Genomic DNA, 19,133 nt, shown 5'->3' with positions numbered 1-19,133 from the left:
TCAGATTTAATCAGCAGAGCAATAATTAGAAAAAAATGATATAGTAATAAAATAATTAGTATAAGTGAAATTTTGCCTAAAGTAAAATGATTACAGAAGTTTCTTTAATTGAAATAGCTAAAACCACCCGCCAAGCAGCACAAAAATCAGCAGTTTTATCTACAGAAGCCAAAAATCAAGCTATTGAAGCAGTTGCCCAAGCATTAGAAAAAGCTGCACCAAAAATTATTACAGCAAACCAACTTGACTGTCGCATAGCTGAAACTGATGGAATTGCCAAACCCCTCTATAACAGATTGAAAATGGATGAGGCTAAACTCAAAGGCGCGATCGCTGGTTTACGGAATGTTGCTACTCTCCCCGATCCTGTGGGTACGATACAAATACATCGAGAACTGGATGCAGGATTAATTCTCAAACGCATTACTTGTCCGCTTGGTGTTGTTGGCGTAGTCTTTGAAGCTCGCCCAGATGCTGTAATTCAGATTTCAGCATTGGCAATTAAATCAGGAAATGGTGTGATTCTCAAAGGAGGTAAAGAAGCAACTAATTCATGTCAAGAGTTAGTTACAGCAATTCGCCAAGGTTTATCTACTACTTCTGTTAATCCTGATGCAGTACAGTTATTAACTACCCGCGAAGAAACTCTCGAGTTACTCAAGTTAGATGAATATGTCGATTTAATTATTCCCAGAGGTTCTAATTCTTTTGTGAGATTTGTTCAAGAAAATACTCAAATTCCGGTTTTAGGTCATGCTGAAGGAATTTGTCATGTTTATGTAGATAAATTTGCAGATATTCAAAAAGCAGTAGCAATTACTATTGATGCCAAAACTCAATATCCTGCTGCTTGTAATGCTGTCGAAACTTTGTTAGTACACGCTGATGTTGCTGCTAAGTTTCTCCCAGAAGTTTTTCCCGAACTAGAAAAACGTCAAGTTGACTTACGCGGTGATGCAGCTACTCAGCAAATATTGCCCTCAGTCAAAGTAGCGACGGATGTAGACTGGGCAACAGAATATAGCGATTTAATCTTGTCTGTGAAAGTAGTCGATAGTTTAGAAGAAGCGATCGCTCACATCAATACTTATGGTTCTAGACACACAGATGCTATTGTAACTGAAGATGAAAAAGCTGCACAGACATTCCTCGCACAAATAGATGCTGCCGGAGTATTTCATAACTGCTCAACTAGATTTTCTGATGGTTTCCGTTATGGTTTTGGTGCAGAAGTGGGAATTAGTACCCAGAAAATGCCACCAAGAGGTCCCGTAGGTTTAGAAGGATTAGTCACTTATAAATATCAAATTGTTGGGGAAGGTCATATTGCTGCCACTTATTCTGGTGAAAATGCCAAACCATTTACTCACCAAGATTTTTGATATAGCCCTAGGGAATAGGGAATAGGGAATAGGGAACAGCACACTGTTAGAGGGTTTTTCTTATAGGGAAATGCTCCGCAAACAGGATTTAGAAATATTCTAACCTTAATGGGTAACGCTATACTCCTCCTCAGAACCAAAATCTTGTAGGAACCTTCCATGGAGAGTTCCTACTATGGGTATTTAACCAACAGCAAAGTTTGTTCCTGCTGCATGAACAATATCCTTAACTTGTAACAACACATCCTCCTGAATTTCCTTAAACTCATCTTTTTCAACTGTATCGACATAAGCAGAAATTTCCACATCAAGAGAGTTATCGCTGTATTTGACAAATCTAACTTCCACTTCCTGCTTAACAACCTTGGGATGAGCGAGTATCATTTCTCGCAATTTTGCTAATAGAAACTTCATTTGTTCAGAAGTTGTATCATAGCTTAACCTAATCGTCTGATTTAATAGAAAGCTAGCGCGTCTGCTCTCATTAAGCAATGAAAACTGTGAGAATTGAGAATTAGGTATAGAAATAATATCCCCCTCCACCGAAAGAATTCGGGTTGAACGTAAACCAATACTCATTACAGTACCTTCTCCCTCTCCAAAGCGACAATACTCCCCCACTTTAACAGGTCGATCAATCAATAATATCAGTCCAGCAACAAATTTTTCTAAACTTGATTGAGCTCCTAGTGCTATTGCAAGACCTCCGATTCCCAAACCTGCTATAATTGGCGTCAAAGAAATTCCTACATTCTCAATACCAATAATTAAGATAGCTGTACCAGTAATTAAACTTAAAAGACGACATATTGTTCTGATCGTGCTAGCATTTAGACTTTTAGAATCAATCTGAGGAGAAATAATAATAGTCTCTGCTACACCATTGCCAAATAGAAAGATTGTTAACCCTACCATCATCCACAATATGACTTCTAGAAAAGTTAAAATAACCAGTAATATATTTCCAGTAATATTAATAACCTCATTGAGTAAATAGGCGATCGCCACCAAACTAACAATAGTAATTAACGGAGGAATCAGAAGTTCCCAAGTCTGACGTGGAGGAGCAAGAGTAGAAGCTCTCCGCCAGATCCACTGAAACATTTTGTAGGGAACCAAAAAACCAATCGACAGAGAAATCACTAAACCTATCCACTGCCATAAAGTCTGACCCCAATAAACCACATCTAACCAACTTGGCAACATATCTAGCCATTTAGGGGGAAACAGACTACCAGGAGTAGAAATATAGAATTTATAAAATCCTCCCTTAGCCGTTCTTAGAAACCTATGATAATCTATAGAAATCTATGATTATCTGTTCTATTCTTGCTTCATTCTGGCAACGTCGGCGTTATCCAGTCCACAAGCTGTCACGGACGAACTGCCCGCCATAGCTAAATTTAATGCTGCATTCAAGTCTCGATCACAGCTAAAATTGCAACGTTCGCAATTGAAAATGCGCTCTGATAACAACAGAGACTCTTTAACAGTTCCACAGTTGGAGCAAGTTTTAGAACTTGGAAACCATCTATCAACGGTGATTAGTTGAGAGCCATATAACTCACACTTATACTCTAACTGTCTACGAAACTCATAAAAACCCATATCAGCAACAGCTTTAGCCAGTTTATGATTTGACATCATACCTGATACATTTAAGTCTTCTATGACTATTTGGCTGTGGTTTTTAGCCAAATAAGTAGTCAGTTTATGCAATGTATCTTTCCTGATGTTCGCTATTTTACTGTGTAGTCTCGCTATTTTTAGCTGTGCTTTTTTCCAGTTATTGGAAAATTTGGTTTTATGCCTATTTAAGTATTGCAGTCGGGATAGTTTAGCTTCATACTTTCTATAAGATTTAGCGCCAACAAAAACCTCGCCAGTAGACAACGTAGCTAATGATTTTACTCCTAAATCTACACCAACTACATCTACTGATTTATCAGTATTTATAGTTGCCGTTTCTATCTTAAAACTGATCAACCATCTATCAGATACCTTAGTTATAGTTACAGATTTAGGAGTCGCATTATCTGGCAAGATTTCAAAGGTTTTAACCCAACCAATTCGAGGTAACTTTATAAGATTAAAATCTACTGATATGGCACCATCTAAAGTGAAACTATCATCTCTACCTTTTTTCTTGAATTTAGGTTGTCCTGAGACTTTACTAAAGCAACGCTCCCAAGCAACAGATAAATACCTTAAAGCATATTGAGGGGCTGTTTTAGATACTTCATAATACCAACAGTTATTGGGTTTAACCATTGCTACTAAAAGTTTATGCAGGTCGATTGCACTAGGAAATTTCAGTTTATTACCAGGATTATTGGAATTGTGATTAAGAATGTTTTTAGTCAACCATAGTCCCCAATTATAAGCATGACGGGCTACACCAGCGTGTTTAGCCAGTAAAGTCTTTTGCTGATTGTTAGGGTGTAACTCAGTTTTGAATCCTAGTAGCATAAAACCAAATTATAGATTGTAGTAGATAATCATAGATTTTGTCAAGCTGTTATTTACCCCTGATTTATAAGGGAGAGCTTTAACCTTTTTGTAGAATTCTTCAATGCGAGCAACTGTCTCAGGAGAGAAGAGAAATTCTCCCTCATTAACTCCCTCCTCAACTTTTACAATGTCAATTTCTGTATTGGGAATAGTCCATTTAGAAAATTCATCAGAAAATTTTGTATTAGCACTAACAACTTCTGAATCAGGAATATCATCGTAAGCTGGTATCTCAATTCGGTCAAAAATTGCCTTCAACATCAGAGTTGCTTCCAAGCCCTTATCCTTTTTGAGACGAGGGGGTATCTCGCTGAGATTCAGACAACGTTCAGCCCGCTTAAAGAAAATTTCAGCCTGTCTAGCTCTTTCACGAACATAGTCTGAAGGAAAAAGTCCTAGTTCCTGTTGATATTGATTATAAGCTACAATTAATGTCTCGTAAGATTGGTTAATGTTTTTCACAAAGCTGATCATCGTTCCTTGAGGGCTAGACGTATCTGGAGGTGCTAGAGGAGTTATGGGAGTTTTCAGCGCGGGATTTGCTCTTAGAGAACTTTGCAGCACAAGTAAAGTTAGTAGTGCTAAAAATATTCTTTTTACCAATCGCCACTTTAGTGTCATAACCTAATTAACAGTTAAATTAAAGGTTTATTCTGATTTACCCTGAGAATTTCGACAAAAAAATCATCTATAATTTTAACCTTCAATGAGTTACTTACAGCACTTTTCATTTTGGTATACCACAAAGTAGAGATGTTGTATACAACATCTCTGTAGGGACTTTGAACGCCAAATTCCTACAAATTTATCCCTTTTTTAACCTACTTAATTTACCTAAAAACTGCTGTAGGGCTTACTAAATAAATTTATAGCGCTTTTCACAAAGGTAGACTACAAAAGTTCTCCATTCAGCATAAGTTCCTGCTGCCTTTCAGGCGAAATCTTTATATTCTATAGTTAATGAAAAGTGCTATAAAATATCTCAAATCCTTAATTTTGATTTGATATAAATTATCAATAAAGTAAGTTTAATTAACTTTTAAACTTATAGTATTAAAAGTTTGACACTAAAATATTTTTGCTTTTTGTCTCTATCTAGCAAACAAAAAATTTTTTACTAAACCCTAACTATAAAACTGCTATAAAAATTAGAACAAATCTGCCATTTCTCACTTCCAGATTTTTCCTTTTTCAAAGCATTAAAGGTTTAAATCCATGCTTAACAGATAACTTTCCAATTAACTCCATTTTCTCCACAGTAATTAAATTCCGTCCCCAAGAAAAATTAGTATATATCTTTTCAAATTCCAGTAGCATTGACTCGGCAAAACAAGCAAATAACTGACGACCTGGTACATCCATATTGACAGTTTTCATAATTTTCCATTCAATATCCAGAGAATGTTCAACTATTCCACCATTGAGAACATAGATTCCCTCTTGCTGAACCTTAGTAGCCATATTTTTCGGATAACCTCCATCAATTAATAAACAAGGTTTCTTCAAAACATTTGGATCGATTTCTACACCCTTAGGCATACTAGCTACCCAAACTATAATATCAGCCAGAGGTAAAGCCTCATTTAATTCTAAAATTTTGCCCCAGCCTAATTCTGCTTGTAAATTTTTTAGCCTATCTTGTTTACGAGCTATCAATAATAATTCTGCTATATCTGTTTTAGTATTCAACCAACGACATACCGCACTGCCAATATCACCAGTTGCCCCACATACAGCAACTGTTGCTTTCGACAAATCAATTCCTAACTTTTGCGCCCCTTCTTCTAATTGCCGACATATAATATAAGCTGTATGAGTATTTCCAGTAGTGAAACGCTTAAATTCTAATGTAACATTGCGAATTTGCTTCAACTTCTCCAAATTAAAATTCTCAAAAACAATTGATGAAAACCCACCTAAAGCAGTTATGTCAATACCATGTTTTTGAGCATGGGCCATAGCATTCTGTATTTTCCGTTTAGCTGAATTAATTCTTTTAGGGGTTAGCATTTCTGGTAGAAAACAAGATTCTACATACTTACCTTCAATTTTCTGACCCGTAATACTTGTTACCTTGATTGTCTCGACTATAAAAGGTGGAGCGCTACACCAAACTTCCAGACCTTTATCTGCAAGTTCTTCAACTCCTAAACATTTTGCTGCCGACTGGGCGTGTTCTAAGTTAGTTAGATGACCAATTAGACCAAACATTAAAATTGTAAGTTTCTATTATTAATAAGTTAGTTATTGTTGATGGTATGTGGAAATCGGAGGGAGATTTCTATATATCATAAAATTGGCAAGTATCATTTTCAGATACATCAAGCCCGGCAATTCCCGGTCAAACCAGGTAAAACCGTTCATAGCAACGTGACAGTTTTTGCCATCAACGCAGGCAGTATCTCGCAATGCTTTGGGGATTTTCCTCAAAGCGCTATTTTTTGACTGATTTATGGCCAACTAACATGAGTATTTATTTTGCCCTTTCTTTTTCTTGACTTGGCAACCATTAGGGATGACTCAAAGTCAGGAGCAACATCAGGCTATACTCAGTTTTCAGGCATTTTTAGCGATCTTAAGCTAACACTATTTTCAGGAAATTGCCAGGGATTCTAAAATCTAGTAATCCACCATAAAAAATTTTTTTTGTTAAATGCCATGCTATTAGTAATTCCCAATCCTAATTTCCACATTAATTGAAATTAACTATACGCCTGCCAAACCATAAGCTGACATCCGCATAATTTCTTTAGTAGTAAAGCCAATATTGTCGAGAGCTTCACCATAAGCAATCATAAAGTCTTCAACCAAGGCCTCTTTTTCCATTTCTAAGGTCTTAGCATCTTTTTCTACCTGGTTCAGCATTTTCCATACTATAGGTAAGTTTTGGCGATTTGCTTCTTGTAGTTCTGCTTTAGAGTCTTCAAAATGCTCTTTTAGCCATACTTCACCAAAGTTAAGATGACTATATTCATCTTTAACCACACCTTCAGTAATTTTACGAGCAAAGGGGTCAGCCACAGGTATATAAATATTGTACGCTGCGATCGCGAAACATTCAATAATTAGAGATTGAATTAACAGACAAGTTACAATATTGCCTGTAGCTGCTGCTGTTTTAAAGTTATCATGGAGTGGCTCAAAGTACTCTTTAGCAAACTCCATATCAGGTGTCACTTTCAGGTTCAGGCCACAAGCTTGAAAGCCTTTTTTATGGCGATTTTCCATTTTTGATAGCTTAATCAGCTCATCCTTTTGAGCTGGCAGCATTTCGGCCAGTTTAATATAGTTTTCATAAGCTTCTTGCTCTCCTTCAATTACGATTGCATTGATTCGACTATAGGCATCTTTGTAAGTTTCAGTTTCAAATTTTGTTTGAGTGGCTTCACTTAGAGAATTCAGTTCCTCTAGTTGAGTTTCACTTTGAGAATCTATGACAGAAATTGCTTCAAGCTTTGGCATACGTTAATTATCTCCTTATCACAAAATAGCTTTAGAAGGGCAAAGAAAAATATTTAATTTATCTTAACTTAACTTATAGTTAAGTGTACTTACTTTTTACAATGATTGGTTAGTATAGCTAAAATTTTTTATCTTTAAATTAAGGCCCGCATTCTTTACAAACCTTTATATAAATTTTAGTTGAGGTTTTGTTGACTTCTCCCCGGTCATGCATACACGGGGATTCTTTATTAAGCAGTCCAGAAACGAACTCTTAAGGGCGTAGTCAAAGGGCCTCTATTAACTCCTTTAAGAGAAAATCCTAAAGTTGTTGCTACAATTCTTACGAATATTAGCTGCACCATTGAGCTCGGCATTAACTAATAAACCATGCTGAGTTTGATATAGTCCTCGCTGTCTTGATGCAGTCGCTCATGGGGGGGACCCCCTTTGGCGGCGCTGCATCGCTTAATTCGTTTACCTGATGGTTTCTAGCTCTCAGGTTTTTCACGCCCTAGTTGGCAGAAAATCATCATCTAAAAATGATGCTTGTGATGTGTAGGATTCTTCAGTTTCGATAAACTCTATACCATACAATTCGCATAACTGATTAATTCGTTCTTTAAGTTTTGATGTGGGAAGCATGTACAAACTTTTGGTTGTTTTTTGCACCGATATCAATGCCATCTTTTTGTCGTTTATTCCAACCAAAAACTATGCCACTAATGTCATGTTCAAGACAATGATTAATAACTAATCTTGCTGCGCATGTTAACAGCCCATAAGCATTTGCCTGTTGCGTTTTTCAGTTATCCGAGCCAGTCTTTTAGACCAAAATCCTTGGGGTTTATTTTCTTTAATCGTGGCTACTTGTTTGTTGTACCATTGGTTTTTTGACTTAAGATGTTTGCCATCAATTATGAAACTTGTCCCGACATTGGAGATACAACTTAACCAGTTATCAACTCCGTGGTCAATGCCTAAAACTTGATTCTTATCTAATTGAGGTTTATCGGCTTTTAATTTATAAACCCATTCGACATAAAAGCAGCCATTACGAGGCACAATCCTAATTTCTCTTATTTCTTTAAACTCAAGATTTGTTGGAAAGTTTAGGAAAAAACTATCAATTTTAAAAATGGCTTTAACTTTTTTTCCTAAAGGTACTCTAACCTTGCCTTTTTCTAGTTTTAAAGCTTGCGCATGGATAAGTTATTACGGACCAGCCTCCTTTTTTACGATACTTAGGCAATTGAGGTTTATCTGCTAACTCCCTTTGATTGTACTTCTGAGAAAGTTCTTTATAGGACTTAAATGCCTCTGCTACTCCTCTCAAAGTTGGCTGTGCTGCCTGAGAATGCAAAAACTTATAATTTATATTTGACTTTAATTGCTGTTCTTGCGTTGTATTTACCAGCGATACATCCCAACTTAAAATACCATTGTCTGGCTAAATAAATACCACAATTAATGAGTTTATTGGCTGTCGTACATAAGTATTCTAAAACAGGGACATTTTCGGGACTTTTAATGAACTCTTGTTGGCATCCATACATCTTTATCACCTCCGTGCTGTTATTATAAAATTAAAAGTAGGATAAAGGGCTACTTTTTTTAAGGATGTTAAAATCTGCTTTTCGCTTTTCATCCGTGATGAAAAAAAGACACGGCTTTCAAGCTCTCGTCCTTTTTTCGTAAATTTGCCTAGAAAATTATATATCAATTTATTGACATTTTGACGATCCTCAAACAGTTAAGCTTTAGTTTGGTTAGTTATTAGGACTTTGATTATCTCTTGATTTTAGGCCATGTATTGTAGCGATTTACAATGGCCAATAACTATCGCCCTTAACTCTAATTAGGGTTTGCTTAAAAAGTATACATGGCTTCGGGTAGGAGTCAGGAGTCAGGAGGAATGGGGAATTTATAGGAGATAGTCAGATATTTTATCCCTTGATTTTTCTGCCATAGTCAACCCCAAATCCTTACTTTTTGGTCGCTCAAGCTGAAAAAGTTGCATTTTTTTTCACTTGAAAAAAGCTAAAACCTTTATCTGTCAATCTTTTTAGATTTAATCAGCAAACCCTAATTAATTATTATCAGTAAATTTTGGTTTAGATACCAAAGGTTTACCTCTTTCATCTGTCAAATTAGTTGAATTTTCTTCTCTCAATTGTTGAGATTGATTTGAAGGTAGACTCCGATCTTCTATAGGTTGAGTAGGGGTAAGCCAACTTTGCCAAATACTAATTTGACTCTGAGCTGAATTATAAGCCAAACTATTTCTGGGAATTTTCCTAGCAATTGAGATTGCTTGTGGTACATCTCGGTTGACTACCTCCATAGCGATAAACAATATTTGTTGACTCCATTGATTAATCAATTGGGAAGCTTCCACTTGCCTAGAACTATAACTTGGGACTTGTTGTGCTAAACTAATTGCTGTAACGTAAGCATCTGCTGTTGCTCCTGCTGCTACTTGACGAGCATTCTCTAAACTTCTTTTGGCCTCTAGTTGAACTTGCCACTCTTGAATTTTTGCTCTGGCTTGATTATAGAGAACTCTACCTGCTCGAATTTTTCGTGCTGTAAAAATTGCCTGTTCTATATTACCTGACAATGCTAAAATTTGTGCATCATCAAGAATTGGTTGGTCTTCAAAGCGTTGAACTTTTTCGGTCCACCTTTTAATTTTATTTTGAGCTTCCTGATAGAGAGTTCTACCTCTACCAATTTGCCTTGCTTCAGAAATTGCTGCTTGTAGAGAACTTAGATCGCCAAAGCTTGCTAATTTTTCTGCTTTCTCCAAAAAAGGCCGATCCTCTTGTTGCTGTAGTTCTCTATTCCAAGCTTTTATCAAAGTAGTTGCGTCTTGTCCACGGGGATTATAAGGAGGAATAGTCTGCAATTTAGCGATCGCTACTTTTAGATCGCTAATTCCTCCAGGTTGAGCTAATTTTTTTCCTTCTTCAATAATAGTGACGTCTGATATTTCTTGTTGCCAAAGACTAATTAACTCTTGAGCTTTGCTATATAAAGGTCGTTCAGCTTTAAGTTTTTCAACTTGAGCAATAGCATCTTCTAGTCCTGCGACTGTACCTAAATTAGCTGGGGAATAAGCACGAGCTAATACTTCTATATCTTCTACCTTTTCCTTTAAGGCATCATTATTCGGAACTTTATTAACTACATCAAGCGCCTCTTGCCAATTTCCTTCATTTAATTTAATCAAAGCTATATCTACTATTTTTTTTCCAAAATTAAGTACTAACTTTTGAGCCTTTTGATAAATATAGCTCTTTTGTTCAATTTCTTGAGCTTGTTGAATCCCATTCGTCAGATTATCCAGTCCACCTTTTTCCCCTATATCTTGTGCTTCGTTTAATTTAGCGCTTTCTTTCCGAGTTCTTTTAAGATCATTAATTAGTTCCTGGTATTTTTTTGTTCCCCAGTAGACATTTGGCACTGATAGTAAGCGAGAAGCTTCCATGGAAGCTTGATGCCATTCTTCTTGACGCAAATGTTCTTGAGTCTGCGTATAATTTCCTTCAGCTTCATTCCAAGTTTTTTGCCAGTCTTGAATCTGTTTTTCTACGAGTGGGTAAGCTGGGACTTTCTGGGGGACTTTTTGGGCAATAGTAATAGCTTCCTCTAATTTTCCATCTTGAAAAGCCAAATCTCCTAAGGACAATATTTTTTTCGACCATTTTTCAATATAACCATCTATTTGTGGACGCATTGGATGGTCATTTGATAAAACATCTACCAGATTAATTGCTTGAAGTAAACTGTCCACAGTTGAGGAAGTAGCTAATAACTGGGCACAATAAAGGCGTTTACTAGCGGATGCAGTACGCCAATAAGTTGACTCGCAATCTGCCTGAGAGGGTAATTTAAACAAAGCTGACATAGCTGTAATACCAGCTCCAGTAGGAACTATCACCAGTAGAGTTATGCACAAAAACCCGTAAATAGACCCTAAATTGTTTGGAGGTTTTGGTTTTTTTGGCTCAGTTTTTTTTATTGGAGAAACTGAATGTTTCTGTTGATTGGAGTATTTAGTGGGAGATTTATAGAGCTTTATCTGACTGCCATTCGATCTTAGTTCTTGCAGTCTTTGTTGGCGGTTTTTTCGACGTTCAGATAATTGCCACTGGGTTTCCTCTCTTGGCTCGATCTGGGGAAATATCCGGCCCTGGCCTATAATTTTTTGCTTTTCATTCATATATGCTTTATCCTGAGCAGCAAGCAACGAATATATTAACGTCTCATTACTTTTTGATTAATTGAGCCTACAAACAAGCTTTGATCTAAATTTAATTTAATTATATGCGGTTTCTAGGTATACACTACTTTTGGTAAATATGCAACCTTGATGTTCTATAATTATCTTATTCTATGTATTCAGAAGACATATTTAATGTCTGTCTTCTGAATTCTCAAAATTTAATCAAAAAGTTGGTAGTTGATCCACAATCTTCATCTCCTGTTAAGGCCAGGGCTAATTCTTTGTTTTCAGAGAATATTTAAAACCCTATATTTTTTGAGATCCTATACTTCCCACACCTCCTCTCTTGCTCGCCTCCCTCTCCTCCTTTTTCTCTGTTGAAAATAAATTGACCCTGCCTGTTAAGGTTATCAATTACCGACATCTTTGCTTAATATAAAACTTGGGCATTTATAGACAAATTATGTGTGAGTCTGGGTTCAGCTTTTTTGGAGAAAACCTGTATTGAAAAGTACATTTTTTTTGATAGTTTCAATAATTTTACTTAGCTACTATGATTCTTTCTCCTTTCTCCCTTGCTCCCTGCTCCCCCTTCCCCTCCTGCGAGGGGTTAGGAGTGAGTCCTACAAAGGTTTCAAGACTTATGGATGAAGCATAGCTCTTAAGGGCGGATCAGAAAACCAATCAATCTGGTAGTATAATTTAAGATGGTAAACAGTCTACCTACAACTAGGTTGACATGAAGCCCAAACTCAAAGTTGGCGAATCTGTAAAGCAATGGCTGAGAAAAATAGGTATACCGGGAAAAGATGAATAATTAGTTTGGGTTACGACTCACAGTTTGACTACTCCCCGGACTCAAGTCACGGGGATTCTAAGCAGATACTACGCAACAGGATAAATCCGTGTTGCTCCGTCTATTCTTAGCTAACCAAAGATATACTCTTTGGGGACAAGTCAAAGTGCCCCTACACAGTCGGTTTAAGTCTAAACTTAGCTTTATGCTTACTTTTGTGATGATATTTGCAGCCCCATTACAGTCTGCATTCACAAAACAATTATTACTACTCCTATACAAACCACGCTGTCTTGATGCAGTCGCTCATGGGGGAAACCCCCTTTGGCGGCGCTGCATCGCTTTATTCTTTTTCCTGATGGTTTCCAATCATTGGGTTTCTCACCATAAATCGGCAGATCGTCACCATCTAAAAATGAAGCTATACTTGTATAACTTTCTTCTGTTTCTATAAATATTATTCCATATTCAGAGCATAATTGAGCTATTCTTTCTTTGAGTCTAGCTGTAGGAATTAGTACAAATTCTGAATTCTTTTTATGACCTAATTCTATTTGATTTTTATGACATTTATTCCAACCAAAAACAATTGTACCAATAGAATTTTTTAAACAATGATTAATGACTATTTTGGCTGCTTTATTTATACCGTCACGCATTTGGCGGTTAAGCTTTTCTGTAATTGCAGCTAGTTTATTTGACCAAAATCCAGTCGGTTGATTTTCTTTAATAGTTGATATCTGTTTGTTGTACCAACGATTCATTGATTTGAGATGTTTACCATCTACAATTAAGCTCGTACCCACGTTCGATACACAGGTCAACCAATTATTTAAACCATGGTCAATTCCTAATACATTTTCTTGATTTAATTGAGGTTTAACTACTACTTCTTTTTCATAGACAAATTCTTGGGTAAAGCATCTGTTTCTGGGTAATATTCTCAGTTCTTTAACAGATAAAAATTCGAGATTACTCGGCTTATGAATATAAAAGCAATCTAGACCAAACTAGCGCTTACAAGTATTACCTAGTGGTACTCTAATTTGATTACCTTTAAGTTTTAATGCTTGCTTGGGGTAAGTAACTGTAGCCATTCCCCCTTTTTTTCGCTCTGTTAGGAATCCTTGGTCTGTCTGTTATTTTACCTTCATTATAGGCAATTATAAGACCATAATAAGAGCGAAATGATTCAGCTACAGTTCTCAATATTTGTTGTGCTGAAGAGTGAATATAAAACTTTATAGTGATTGCTCTTTTTGTAGACTTTTTCTTGCGTCATACTTACCCAGAGTTTTGTGAGACTTAAAATATAATTGTCTGGCATAATATATTCCCATATTAGTCAGCTTGTGAGACTGTTCGCACAAGCTGACTAACATGGGAATTAATTCAGGATTTTTACCTACTAAAACTTGCTGACAACAGTACATTTGAAACGGGCAGACCGAAAAGTTATTGTAGGGAATAATAGCACAGGACAACTAAAGTTGTCTAGTCTAAACGACTCGCTTGTTTTCATCCCCCGGTTAAAACACGGGGGCTTTCAACGTCGCTTTTCGGTAAGATTTTAGTTAGTAAGCATAAGTATTGTTGCCTTTTCATACTAGGGACAGTAGAAACCCACTGTATCCCATGATTTAATATTGCTTTAACAAACAGTCTGTTAATAAGTTAATGAGATGACTTGCGTAATTGTCCAATGGGAACTTCTGTGAAAGGTTGTTGTAAGTCTTGAATAAGTTGTGTGAGGTCTTTTGAACTAGCTTGATAAACCTGTGCACAAAATTCGCAGGTTACTTCCGCACCCTTGTCTTTTTCAATCATATCTTTTAGTTCCTCTATACCAAACATTTTTAAAGCTCCTAATACTCTTTCAAAAGAACAGTCACAGTTAAAACGAACTATTTGACGTTCGGGTAATATATTTAAGTCCATATCTCCCAAAAGTTGTTGGAAAATTTCTGGTAATGTTTTGCCCGAACGTAGTAAGGGAGTAAATCCTGATAAAGAGGCTATACGAGATTCTAAGGTTTGAACTAATTCTTCATCTATAGCAACTTTGGGCATCACTTGTAACAAAAGTCCCCCTGCTGCTTGTATCCCTTCTGCGTCAACAAAGACTCCTAGCACTAAAGCTGATGGTGTTTGTTCTGATGTGACTAAATAATGGGTAATATCATCTCCAATTTCTCCAGATACTAATTCTACTGTACTGGAGTAAGGGTAGCCATGGCCGATATCTCTTACTATGTATAAATATCCTTGATTACCTACTGCTTTTCCTACATCCAGTTTGCCGACTTTATTTGGTGATAGTTCGATGGTAGGATTATTTACATAACCTCGTACAGTTCCATCTAGGCCAGCATCCACTAGGACTCCTCCTAATGGACCATCACCCTGGACGCTAATGTTAACTCTTGATTCTGGAGTTTTCATACTAGAGGCTAATAATAATCCAGCGGCCATTGTTCGGCCAAGAGCAGCAGAGGCCACCCAAGAAAGTTTGTGTCGTTGTCTTGCTTCTTCAGTTAAGCGGGTGGTAATTACACCAACAGCACGAATCCCACCTTCTGCTGCCGTAGCTCTAATTAGTTGATCTGCCATTGGAATCCTTACATTGCTTAATAATTATGACTTTCTTTAATCATAACGCTCTTGGAATACTACAGGTAATTTCAGTTATCAGTTAGTAGTGACACAACGCGCGAAGTGTCAGTACATCAGTTATCAGTACCTCCAAGTGAATCATTGGGATTGGAATAAGGAATATGAATCAGTTACCAAGATTTATAGTCCGATATTACTCATTACATAACTCAAGAAAAAATGTATTGCTTAAATCAAATTCATTCATTTTAGAGATATGTAAGATTTGTCAGACTAAAAATCTGCCTTTAACATTATTTCCTTAATTAAATAATTCTAATTGATTTGGTTATTATTTTCTAGGTTTGTTTGACAAAAAAAACAAAATATAATTTTTCAATTTATATCTATTGTTATTAGTTATTAGATTTTTATGTTAGGTACTTTTCAAAAAAGCCATCTACGGATTGAGATTGAAGCTGCTGAAGCTACTATAAGAGATAGTTTGTTACGTCCATCTCAATTACAAATATGGTTATGGCCTCAGCGTTTTTCTCCTGGACTACCAGAACAATTATCTGAAGGTGTAAAGTTTGAGACTTGGATCGGCCCAATAGAAATTAAGCATTATGTTGATGTAGTAGGACCTAATTGTTTTAGATTACTCCTTAGTCAAGGCATTGATGGATTTCATGAGTGGTATTGGGGAGATGGTTGGGTACAATCTCGTCTAGAAGGAATATCCATGTTTCCTATAAATTTGGGTCAAACTTTTAGTTTGCTTCGTTTGCGAGAGTTTTTATCTGGTAAAGAGTAAAAAGAATGAGTGGTTAGGTTTTAGGTTATACAAATATTAAAGATATGGAATTGCTATATATGTTTGTTAATTATTGATTTTAATGCTCGGATAAATCGTTCTATAAACTGTTCGTTTTGGCACGAAAAAAAATATTTTTCTAGTAATTGTATAGTTTTTGTTTACAACAATAGAAGTCTGGTTCAATAATTAATAATTAATAATTATTAATTATTAAAAACGGATAGGATTGGTTAAAAAGGAAATTTTTTTCTTTTTTCTCCTTTTCAGGAGAGGCTTTAAACCTTGATTTTTCGGTAATAATATCTAAATACCATTTTTCATGCATTAATGCTACGCTTGGAAGGTGGTAAAAATAACTGGAAAAATCACAGAGGTTAGTTAACAATAAAATTATATCAATAAATAGTATTTAGAAATATAAAATCCAAGTATAGCAAAATTTTTGAGAATTGGTATAAAATATAAGCATTTAGCTGTAAGCTATCAGTCATTAGCTTAAGTAGTCGATTTTTAAAAAAGAAGTCAAAGTCAAAACTCCTACTTATGATTTTAGGGTGGGAGATATAGCTGAAGTCATAAGTTCAGAAGTCAGAAATTAAATTCTTGTTGTGACTAAATTTAAAAACAGCGAGAATGCCCTAATAATAATAGCAACTGGTATAGTTACTTTTACTTTTATAGTCGAAATATAAATTTCTTACCGAAAAATTGTGCTCTAAAGCTTCCCTTTTTAAAGGGATAAAAAGCGGTCGTTAGCGCAGCTCCTCTGTAAGAGGAAGCGGCTCTGCATTCTTCGGGTCTCCTTTCCCTCCGGGACGCTACGCGCACTTCGGAGCTTTGCGCTAGCAAGCGCCATATCCAATCGACCAAGAGAAAGAGACTATTCCTTATGTCAAGCCTCCTTATTGCAGAGGTACTGATAACTGATAACTGATAACTGAAATGACTGAAAATGTAGTAAAAGTTAAAGGTATTTATTCTGACTTCTGATTCGGTTATCCTAACTCCTAGAAATAGTTAAACTATTACCCAAAATTTATAATGTCTAGTCTTACAAATTAGTCGAATATATAGCAGATTTCATATCAGTTAGGTACACCTATAGTAAGCATCTTGCCCGCTCTACTTTACAATACTTTTATGATTAATTTTTGTACCTCATAATATCTGGAACTTTCTGTATTTAAAGATTATGAGAATAAATTACCTATTTATATTAATCAATCTCTAGTGTTTCCAAATATATCCTGAAATTCAATATTAATTTTTGCTCACACCAACAAAATCAAGTATGTCTTTTATAATATTTATTCTCCCCAGTTAAGCTTTCCTTTTTTTCATCAATCCTAATTTCAAATCTTAAATTTAAACACTATAATTTATTCAGCTTTGATAATAAATTAGTGGAGATAGAAATAGGAGATTTTTTGTAAAATTTTAGTCTCCTAATTTTTCTTTAAAATTTGGATAGGTACTAGAATCGTTGATATTGACTATTCGACTTTCATCACCTGTTGCTGTAACATTTTCATACACTCCTTGATCCCGTTTTACTAATTTACTAAATCCGTGGCTTTTTAGATCGCTAATTCCTGTTTCTATTATTACTCTAGGGGCACTAATCATACGTTTAACAGGAGTGTCTTCTGGAGTGTCACCTGTATCACATTTAGCTAACTTACATAGTTGCCCCCAGGTTCTGACATTTTCATTTATACTGTGCCAAACTTCTAGTTTTTGGTTATTACTTGGACAAAAATAATCGTATATTGGCATACTTATAGCTTCTACAGTAATAGTTGACTTTTGAATTATAGATGATGGTATATTAGACTTGCAATTTTTTAGACAAGTCTTCATTAATGGATAATGGATAATGGATAATGGATAATGGATAATGGATAATTACCTCTCTCTAAAAGAGAGAGGATTGACTAAAAGGAAAAGATTTATTTCTCTTGGTTGATTGGATATGGCGTTAGCGGAGCGGCTCTGCAAGAGCGGGAAACCTCGCCATCCCTCAACCGCTTTTTTCCTCTTTATTGGGAAGGCTTTAAACCTGAATTATCTAATTATTTAATTGTTTAATTATTAATTATTCCGGTAAAATTAGAATAATCTAAATCAATGATTTTTTTTACCATTTACTAATAAACTCGGCTATAAGATTACAGGTATTGTCCATATTATTGTATATCAATCAATAGATGTGATATTTTCTAGTTTTATTTTGAGATTAACCAGAGATATTGATTGAGTTTAACTTTGATTTTCAGGAGTTTTTTTATAGTTATATATAACTGATGAAAATTTGATTCTGTAATCATCTTTGACAAAAAAATAAGGTCTCAATACTCCTCTTTTAAGGGGATGAAAAAGATATTTGCCATACGTATTTTAATCCCGATGCTTAAGCCAGAGGTACTGATAACTGATGTAGTGACACTTTGCGCGTTGTGTCACTACTAACTGATAACTTAAATAACGTTAATCTACCTAATATAAAATATAATATAAATCATCTTAAATAATTTTAAGGAGTATTGATTAATGAGCGATTTTAAAGTAACACCACAAAGGGATCTAACTACCAGTCAAATGTTAGAAAGATACAACTTAGAGGATGAAACAATTCTAAAACGTTGGGCGCAATTACATGGTATTGATAGTAGTCGAGGTTACTATAATCCAGATGAAGTTGATTTAATAGATCATGTACATCATCATATTTATAATCTTGGTATGACCATTATTGACTATCAAAGTTTTATAGAACGTCGTCAAATTAGGCCACAACAATCTGCCCAAGAATACGAGAAAAATTTGATGGAAAATAGTACATATAATAATTCTATTAATGATGGAGTAAATGATACTTCAGAACAAGTTAATAATGAAGGTTATGCAGCAATAGAGATGTTGAAAAACCAGTATTCGGAAGCAATTGATGTTATGGGAGAAACAATTGCCGATCATTTTATAGATGAATTAGATTTATCTGTAATGCGACATTTAGTTAAGAAGGTAAAAGCACGTCAGAAACTTAATGGTAAAGTTTCATCAAATCGTTTTCTGAAAACAATTCAAGCGGTTTTACAGCCTCAAAATGGTAATTTTCTTGTTCCTAAAGATAATGAGGATGAGTCTAGTATGGAACTAGAACAAAATCATCGACTTGGTTAATTAATTTGTCGAACGCTAATTTTTTGTCATGGGAGGAGATAGATTTTTGACAAGTTTTTTTTGTTAGGTAATATTCTAGATTTTGTTAAAGCTAATTATGCTTAAAAATATTTTTTTAAGTATATATTAGATTGTTTATAGATGTTAAGGATAAAACTTAAATTAAATCATCTCTTCCTA

General features: G+C 35.3%; 15 protein-coding genes. 3 read left to right on the top strand and 12 right to left on the bottom strand.

The window, feature by feature from the left end:
• The first annotated feature begins 86 nt into the window (after positions 1-86).
• Positions 87-1,382 carry a glutamate-5-semialdehyde dehydrogenase gene (locus F6K40_RS22770; RefSeq protein WP_293139385.1) on the top strand — a complete coding sequence of 432 codons (1,296 nt, stop codon included), beginning with the start codon at positions 87-89 and terminating at the stop codon, positions 1,380-1,382.
• A 183-nt stretch (positions 1,383-1,565) separates the two neighbouring features.
• On the opposite strand, the gene F6K40_RS22765 is transcribed toward F6K40_RS22770, so the two are convergent.
• The 11 genes from F6K40_RS22765 to hslO all read right to left on the bottom strand — a co-directional run bounded on the left by F6K40_RS22765 (position 1,566) and on the right by hslO (position 14,968).
• The gene (locus F6K40_RS22765; protein ID WP_293139384.1) at positions 1,566-2,588 is read right to left on the bottom strand and encodes a mechanosensitive ion channel family protein; all 1,023 of its coding nucleotides are present in this window, start codon (positions 2,586-2,588) and stop codon (positions 1,566-1,568) included.
• 117 nt (positions 2,589-2,705) lie between these two features.
• Positions 2,706-3,851, bottom strand: a complete 1,146-nt coding sequence (locus tag F6K40_RS22760) for an RNA-guided endonuclease InsQ/TnpB family protein (protein ID WP_293139383.1) — start codon at positions 3,849-3,851, stop codon at positions 2,706-2,708.
• Between the two features lie 9 nt (positions 3,852-3,860).
• Positions 3,861-4,514, bottom strand: coding sequence for a hypothetical protein (locus F6K40_RS22755; RefSeq protein ID WP_293139382.1), 654 nt, complete (start codon positions 4,512-4,514; stop codon positions 3,861-3,863).
• Between the two features lie 570 nt (positions 4,515-5,084).
• Positions 5,085-6,104, bottom strand: coding sequence for a long-chain acyl-[acyl-carrier-protein] reductase (locus F6K40_RS22750; RefSeq protein WP_293139381.1), 1,020 nt, complete (start codon positions 6,102-6,104; stop codon positions 5,085-5,087).
• A gap of 495 nt (positions 6,105-6,599) precedes the next feature.
• Positions 6,600-7,355 carry an aldehyde oxygenase (deformylating) gene (locus F6K40_RS22745; RefSeq protein ID WP_293139380.1) on the bottom strand — a complete coding sequence of 252 codons (756 nt, stop codon included), beginning with the start codon at positions 7,353-7,355 and terminating at the stop codon, positions 6,600-6,602.
• A gap of 486 nt (positions 7,356-7,841) precedes the next feature.
• A complete protein-coding gene (locus F6K40_RS22740; protein WP_293139379.1) occupies positions 7,842-8,021 on the bottom strand; it encodes a hypothetical protein in 180 nt (59 codons plus the stop codon).
• Between the two features lie 84 nt (positions 8,022-8,105).
• Positions 8,106-8,399 (bottom strand): transposase, encoded by a 294-nt coding sequence (locus F6K40_RS22735; RefSeq protein ID WP_293139378.1) that lies wholly within the window; start codon positions 8,397-8,399, stop codon positions 8,106-8,108.
• A 302-nt stretch (positions 8,400-8,701) separates the two neighbouring features.
• Entirely contained in the window at positions 8,702-8,890 is a 189-nt protein-coding gene (locus tag F6K40_RS22730; RefSeq protein ID WP_293139377.1) for a hypothetical protein, read from the bottom strand.
• Between the two features lie 533 nt (positions 8,891-9,423).
• Positions 9,424-11,559 (bottom strand): hypothetical protein, encoded by a 2,136-nt coding sequence (locus F6K40_RS22725; protein WP_293139376.1) that lies wholly within the window; start codon positions 11,557-11,559, stop codon positions 9,424-9,426.
• A 1,050-nt stretch (positions 11,560-12,609) separates the two neighbouring features.
• Positions 12,610-13,299: a transposase gene (locus F6K40_RS22720; protein WP_293139395.1), complete on the bottom strand. Its 690-nt coding sequence runs from the start codon at positions 13,297-13,299 to the stop codon at positions 12,610-12,612.
• Between the two features lie 733 nt (positions 13,300-14,032).
• Complete coding sequence (gene hslO / locus F6K40_RS22715) at positions 14,033-14,968, bottom strand: Hsp33 family molecular chaperone HslO (protein WP_293139375.1); 936 nt, start codon at positions 14,966-14,968, stop codon at positions 14,033-14,035.
• A 415-nt stretch (positions 14,969-15,383) separates the two neighbouring features.
• Here hslO and F6K40_RS22710 point away from each other — a divergent pair, with 415 nt between their 5' ends.
• The gene (locus F6K40_RS22710) at positions 15,384-15,767 is read left to right on the top strand and encodes a hypothetical protein (protein WP_293139374.1); all 384 of its coding nucleotides are present in this window, start codon (positions 15,384-15,386) and stop codon (positions 15,765-15,767) included.
• A gap of 1,440 nt (positions 15,768-17,207) precedes the next feature.
• On the opposite strand, the gene F6K40_RS22705 is transcribed toward F6K40_RS22710, so the two are convergent.
• Positions 17,208-17,630 (bottom strand): FmdB family zinc ribbon protein, encoded by a 423-nt coding sequence (locus tag F6K40_RS22705; RefSeq protein WP_293139373.1) that lies wholly within the window; start codon positions 17,628-17,630, stop codon positions 17,208-17,210.
• Positions 17,631-18,320: 690 nt separating this feature from the next.
• Here F6K40_RS22705 and F6K40_RS22700 point away from each other — a divergent pair.
• Positions 18,321-18,953 (top strand): hypothetical protein, encoded by a 633-nt coding sequence (locus F6K40_RS22700; protein ID WP_293139372.1) that lies wholly within the window; start codon positions 18,321-18,323, stop codon positions 18,951-18,953.
• Positions 18,954-19,133: the final 180 nt, after the last annotated feature.

The organism is Okeania sp. SIO3I5 (genome assembly GCF_010672085.1).
Lineage (GTDB): Bacteria > Cyanobacteriota > Cyanobacteriia > Cyanobacteriales > Microcoleaceae > Trichodesmium.
This window is presented reverse-complemented; position numbering and strand designations above follow the sequence as displayed.

What these genes read in the sequence shown, in the direction of transcription:
- F6K40_RS22770 (WP_293139385.1), top strand. Translation starts at nt 87, where the DNA reads ATGATTACAGAAGTTTCTTTAATTGAAATAGCTAAAACCACCCGCCAA.
- F6K40_RS22765 (WP_293139384.1), bottom strand. Translation starts at nt 2,588, where the DNA reads ATGTTGCCAAGTTGGTTAGATGTGGTTTATTGGGGTCAGACTTTATGG.
- F6K40_RS22760 (WP_293139383.1), bottom strand. Translation starts at nt 3,851, where the DNA reads ATGCTACTAGGATTCAAAACTGAGTTACACCCTAACAATCAGCAAAAG.
- F6K40_RS22755 (WP_293139382.1), bottom strand. Translation starts at nt 4,514, where the DNA reads ATGACACTAAAGTGGCGATTGGTAAAAAGAATATTTTTAGCACTACTA.
- F6K40_RS22750 (WP_293139381.1), bottom strand. Translation starts at nt 6,104, where the DNA reads ATGTTTGGTCTAATTGGTCATCTAACTAACTTAGAACACGCCCAGTCG.
- F6K40_RS22745 (WP_293139380.1), bottom strand. Translation starts at nt 7,355, where the DNA reads ATGCCAAAGCTTGAAGCAATTTCTGTCATAGATTCTCAAAGTGAAACT.
- F6K40_RS22740 (WP_293139379.1), bottom strand. Translation starts at nt 8,021, where the DNA reads ATGGCATTGATATCGGTGCAAAAAACAACCAAAAGTTTGTACATGCTT.
- F6K40_RS22730 (WP_293139377.1), bottom strand. Translation starts at nt 8,890, where the DNA reads ATGTATGGATGCCAACAAGAGTTCATTAAAAGTCCCGAAAATGTCCCT.
- F6K40_RS22725 (WP_293139376.1), bottom strand. Translation starts at nt 11,559, where the DNA reads ATGAATGAAAAGCAAAAAATTATAGGCCAGGGCCGGATATTTCCCCAG.
- hslO (WP_293139375.1), bottom strand. Translation starts at nt 14,968, where the DNA reads ATGGCAGATCAACTAATTAGAGCTACGGCAGCAGAAGGTGGGATTCGT.
- F6K40_RS22710 (WP_293139374.1), top strand. Translation starts at nt 15,384, where the DNA reads ATGTTAGGTACTTTTCAAAAAAGCCATCTACGGATTGAGATTGAAGCT.
- F6K40_RS22705 (WP_293139373.1), bottom strand. Translation starts at nt 17,630, where the DNA reads ATGAAGACTTGTCTAAAAAATTGCAAGTCTAATATACCATCATCTATA.
- F6K40_RS22700 (WP_293139372.1), top strand. Translation starts at nt 18,321, where the DNA reads ATGAGCGATTTTAAAGTAACACCACAAAGGGATCTAACTACCAGTCAA.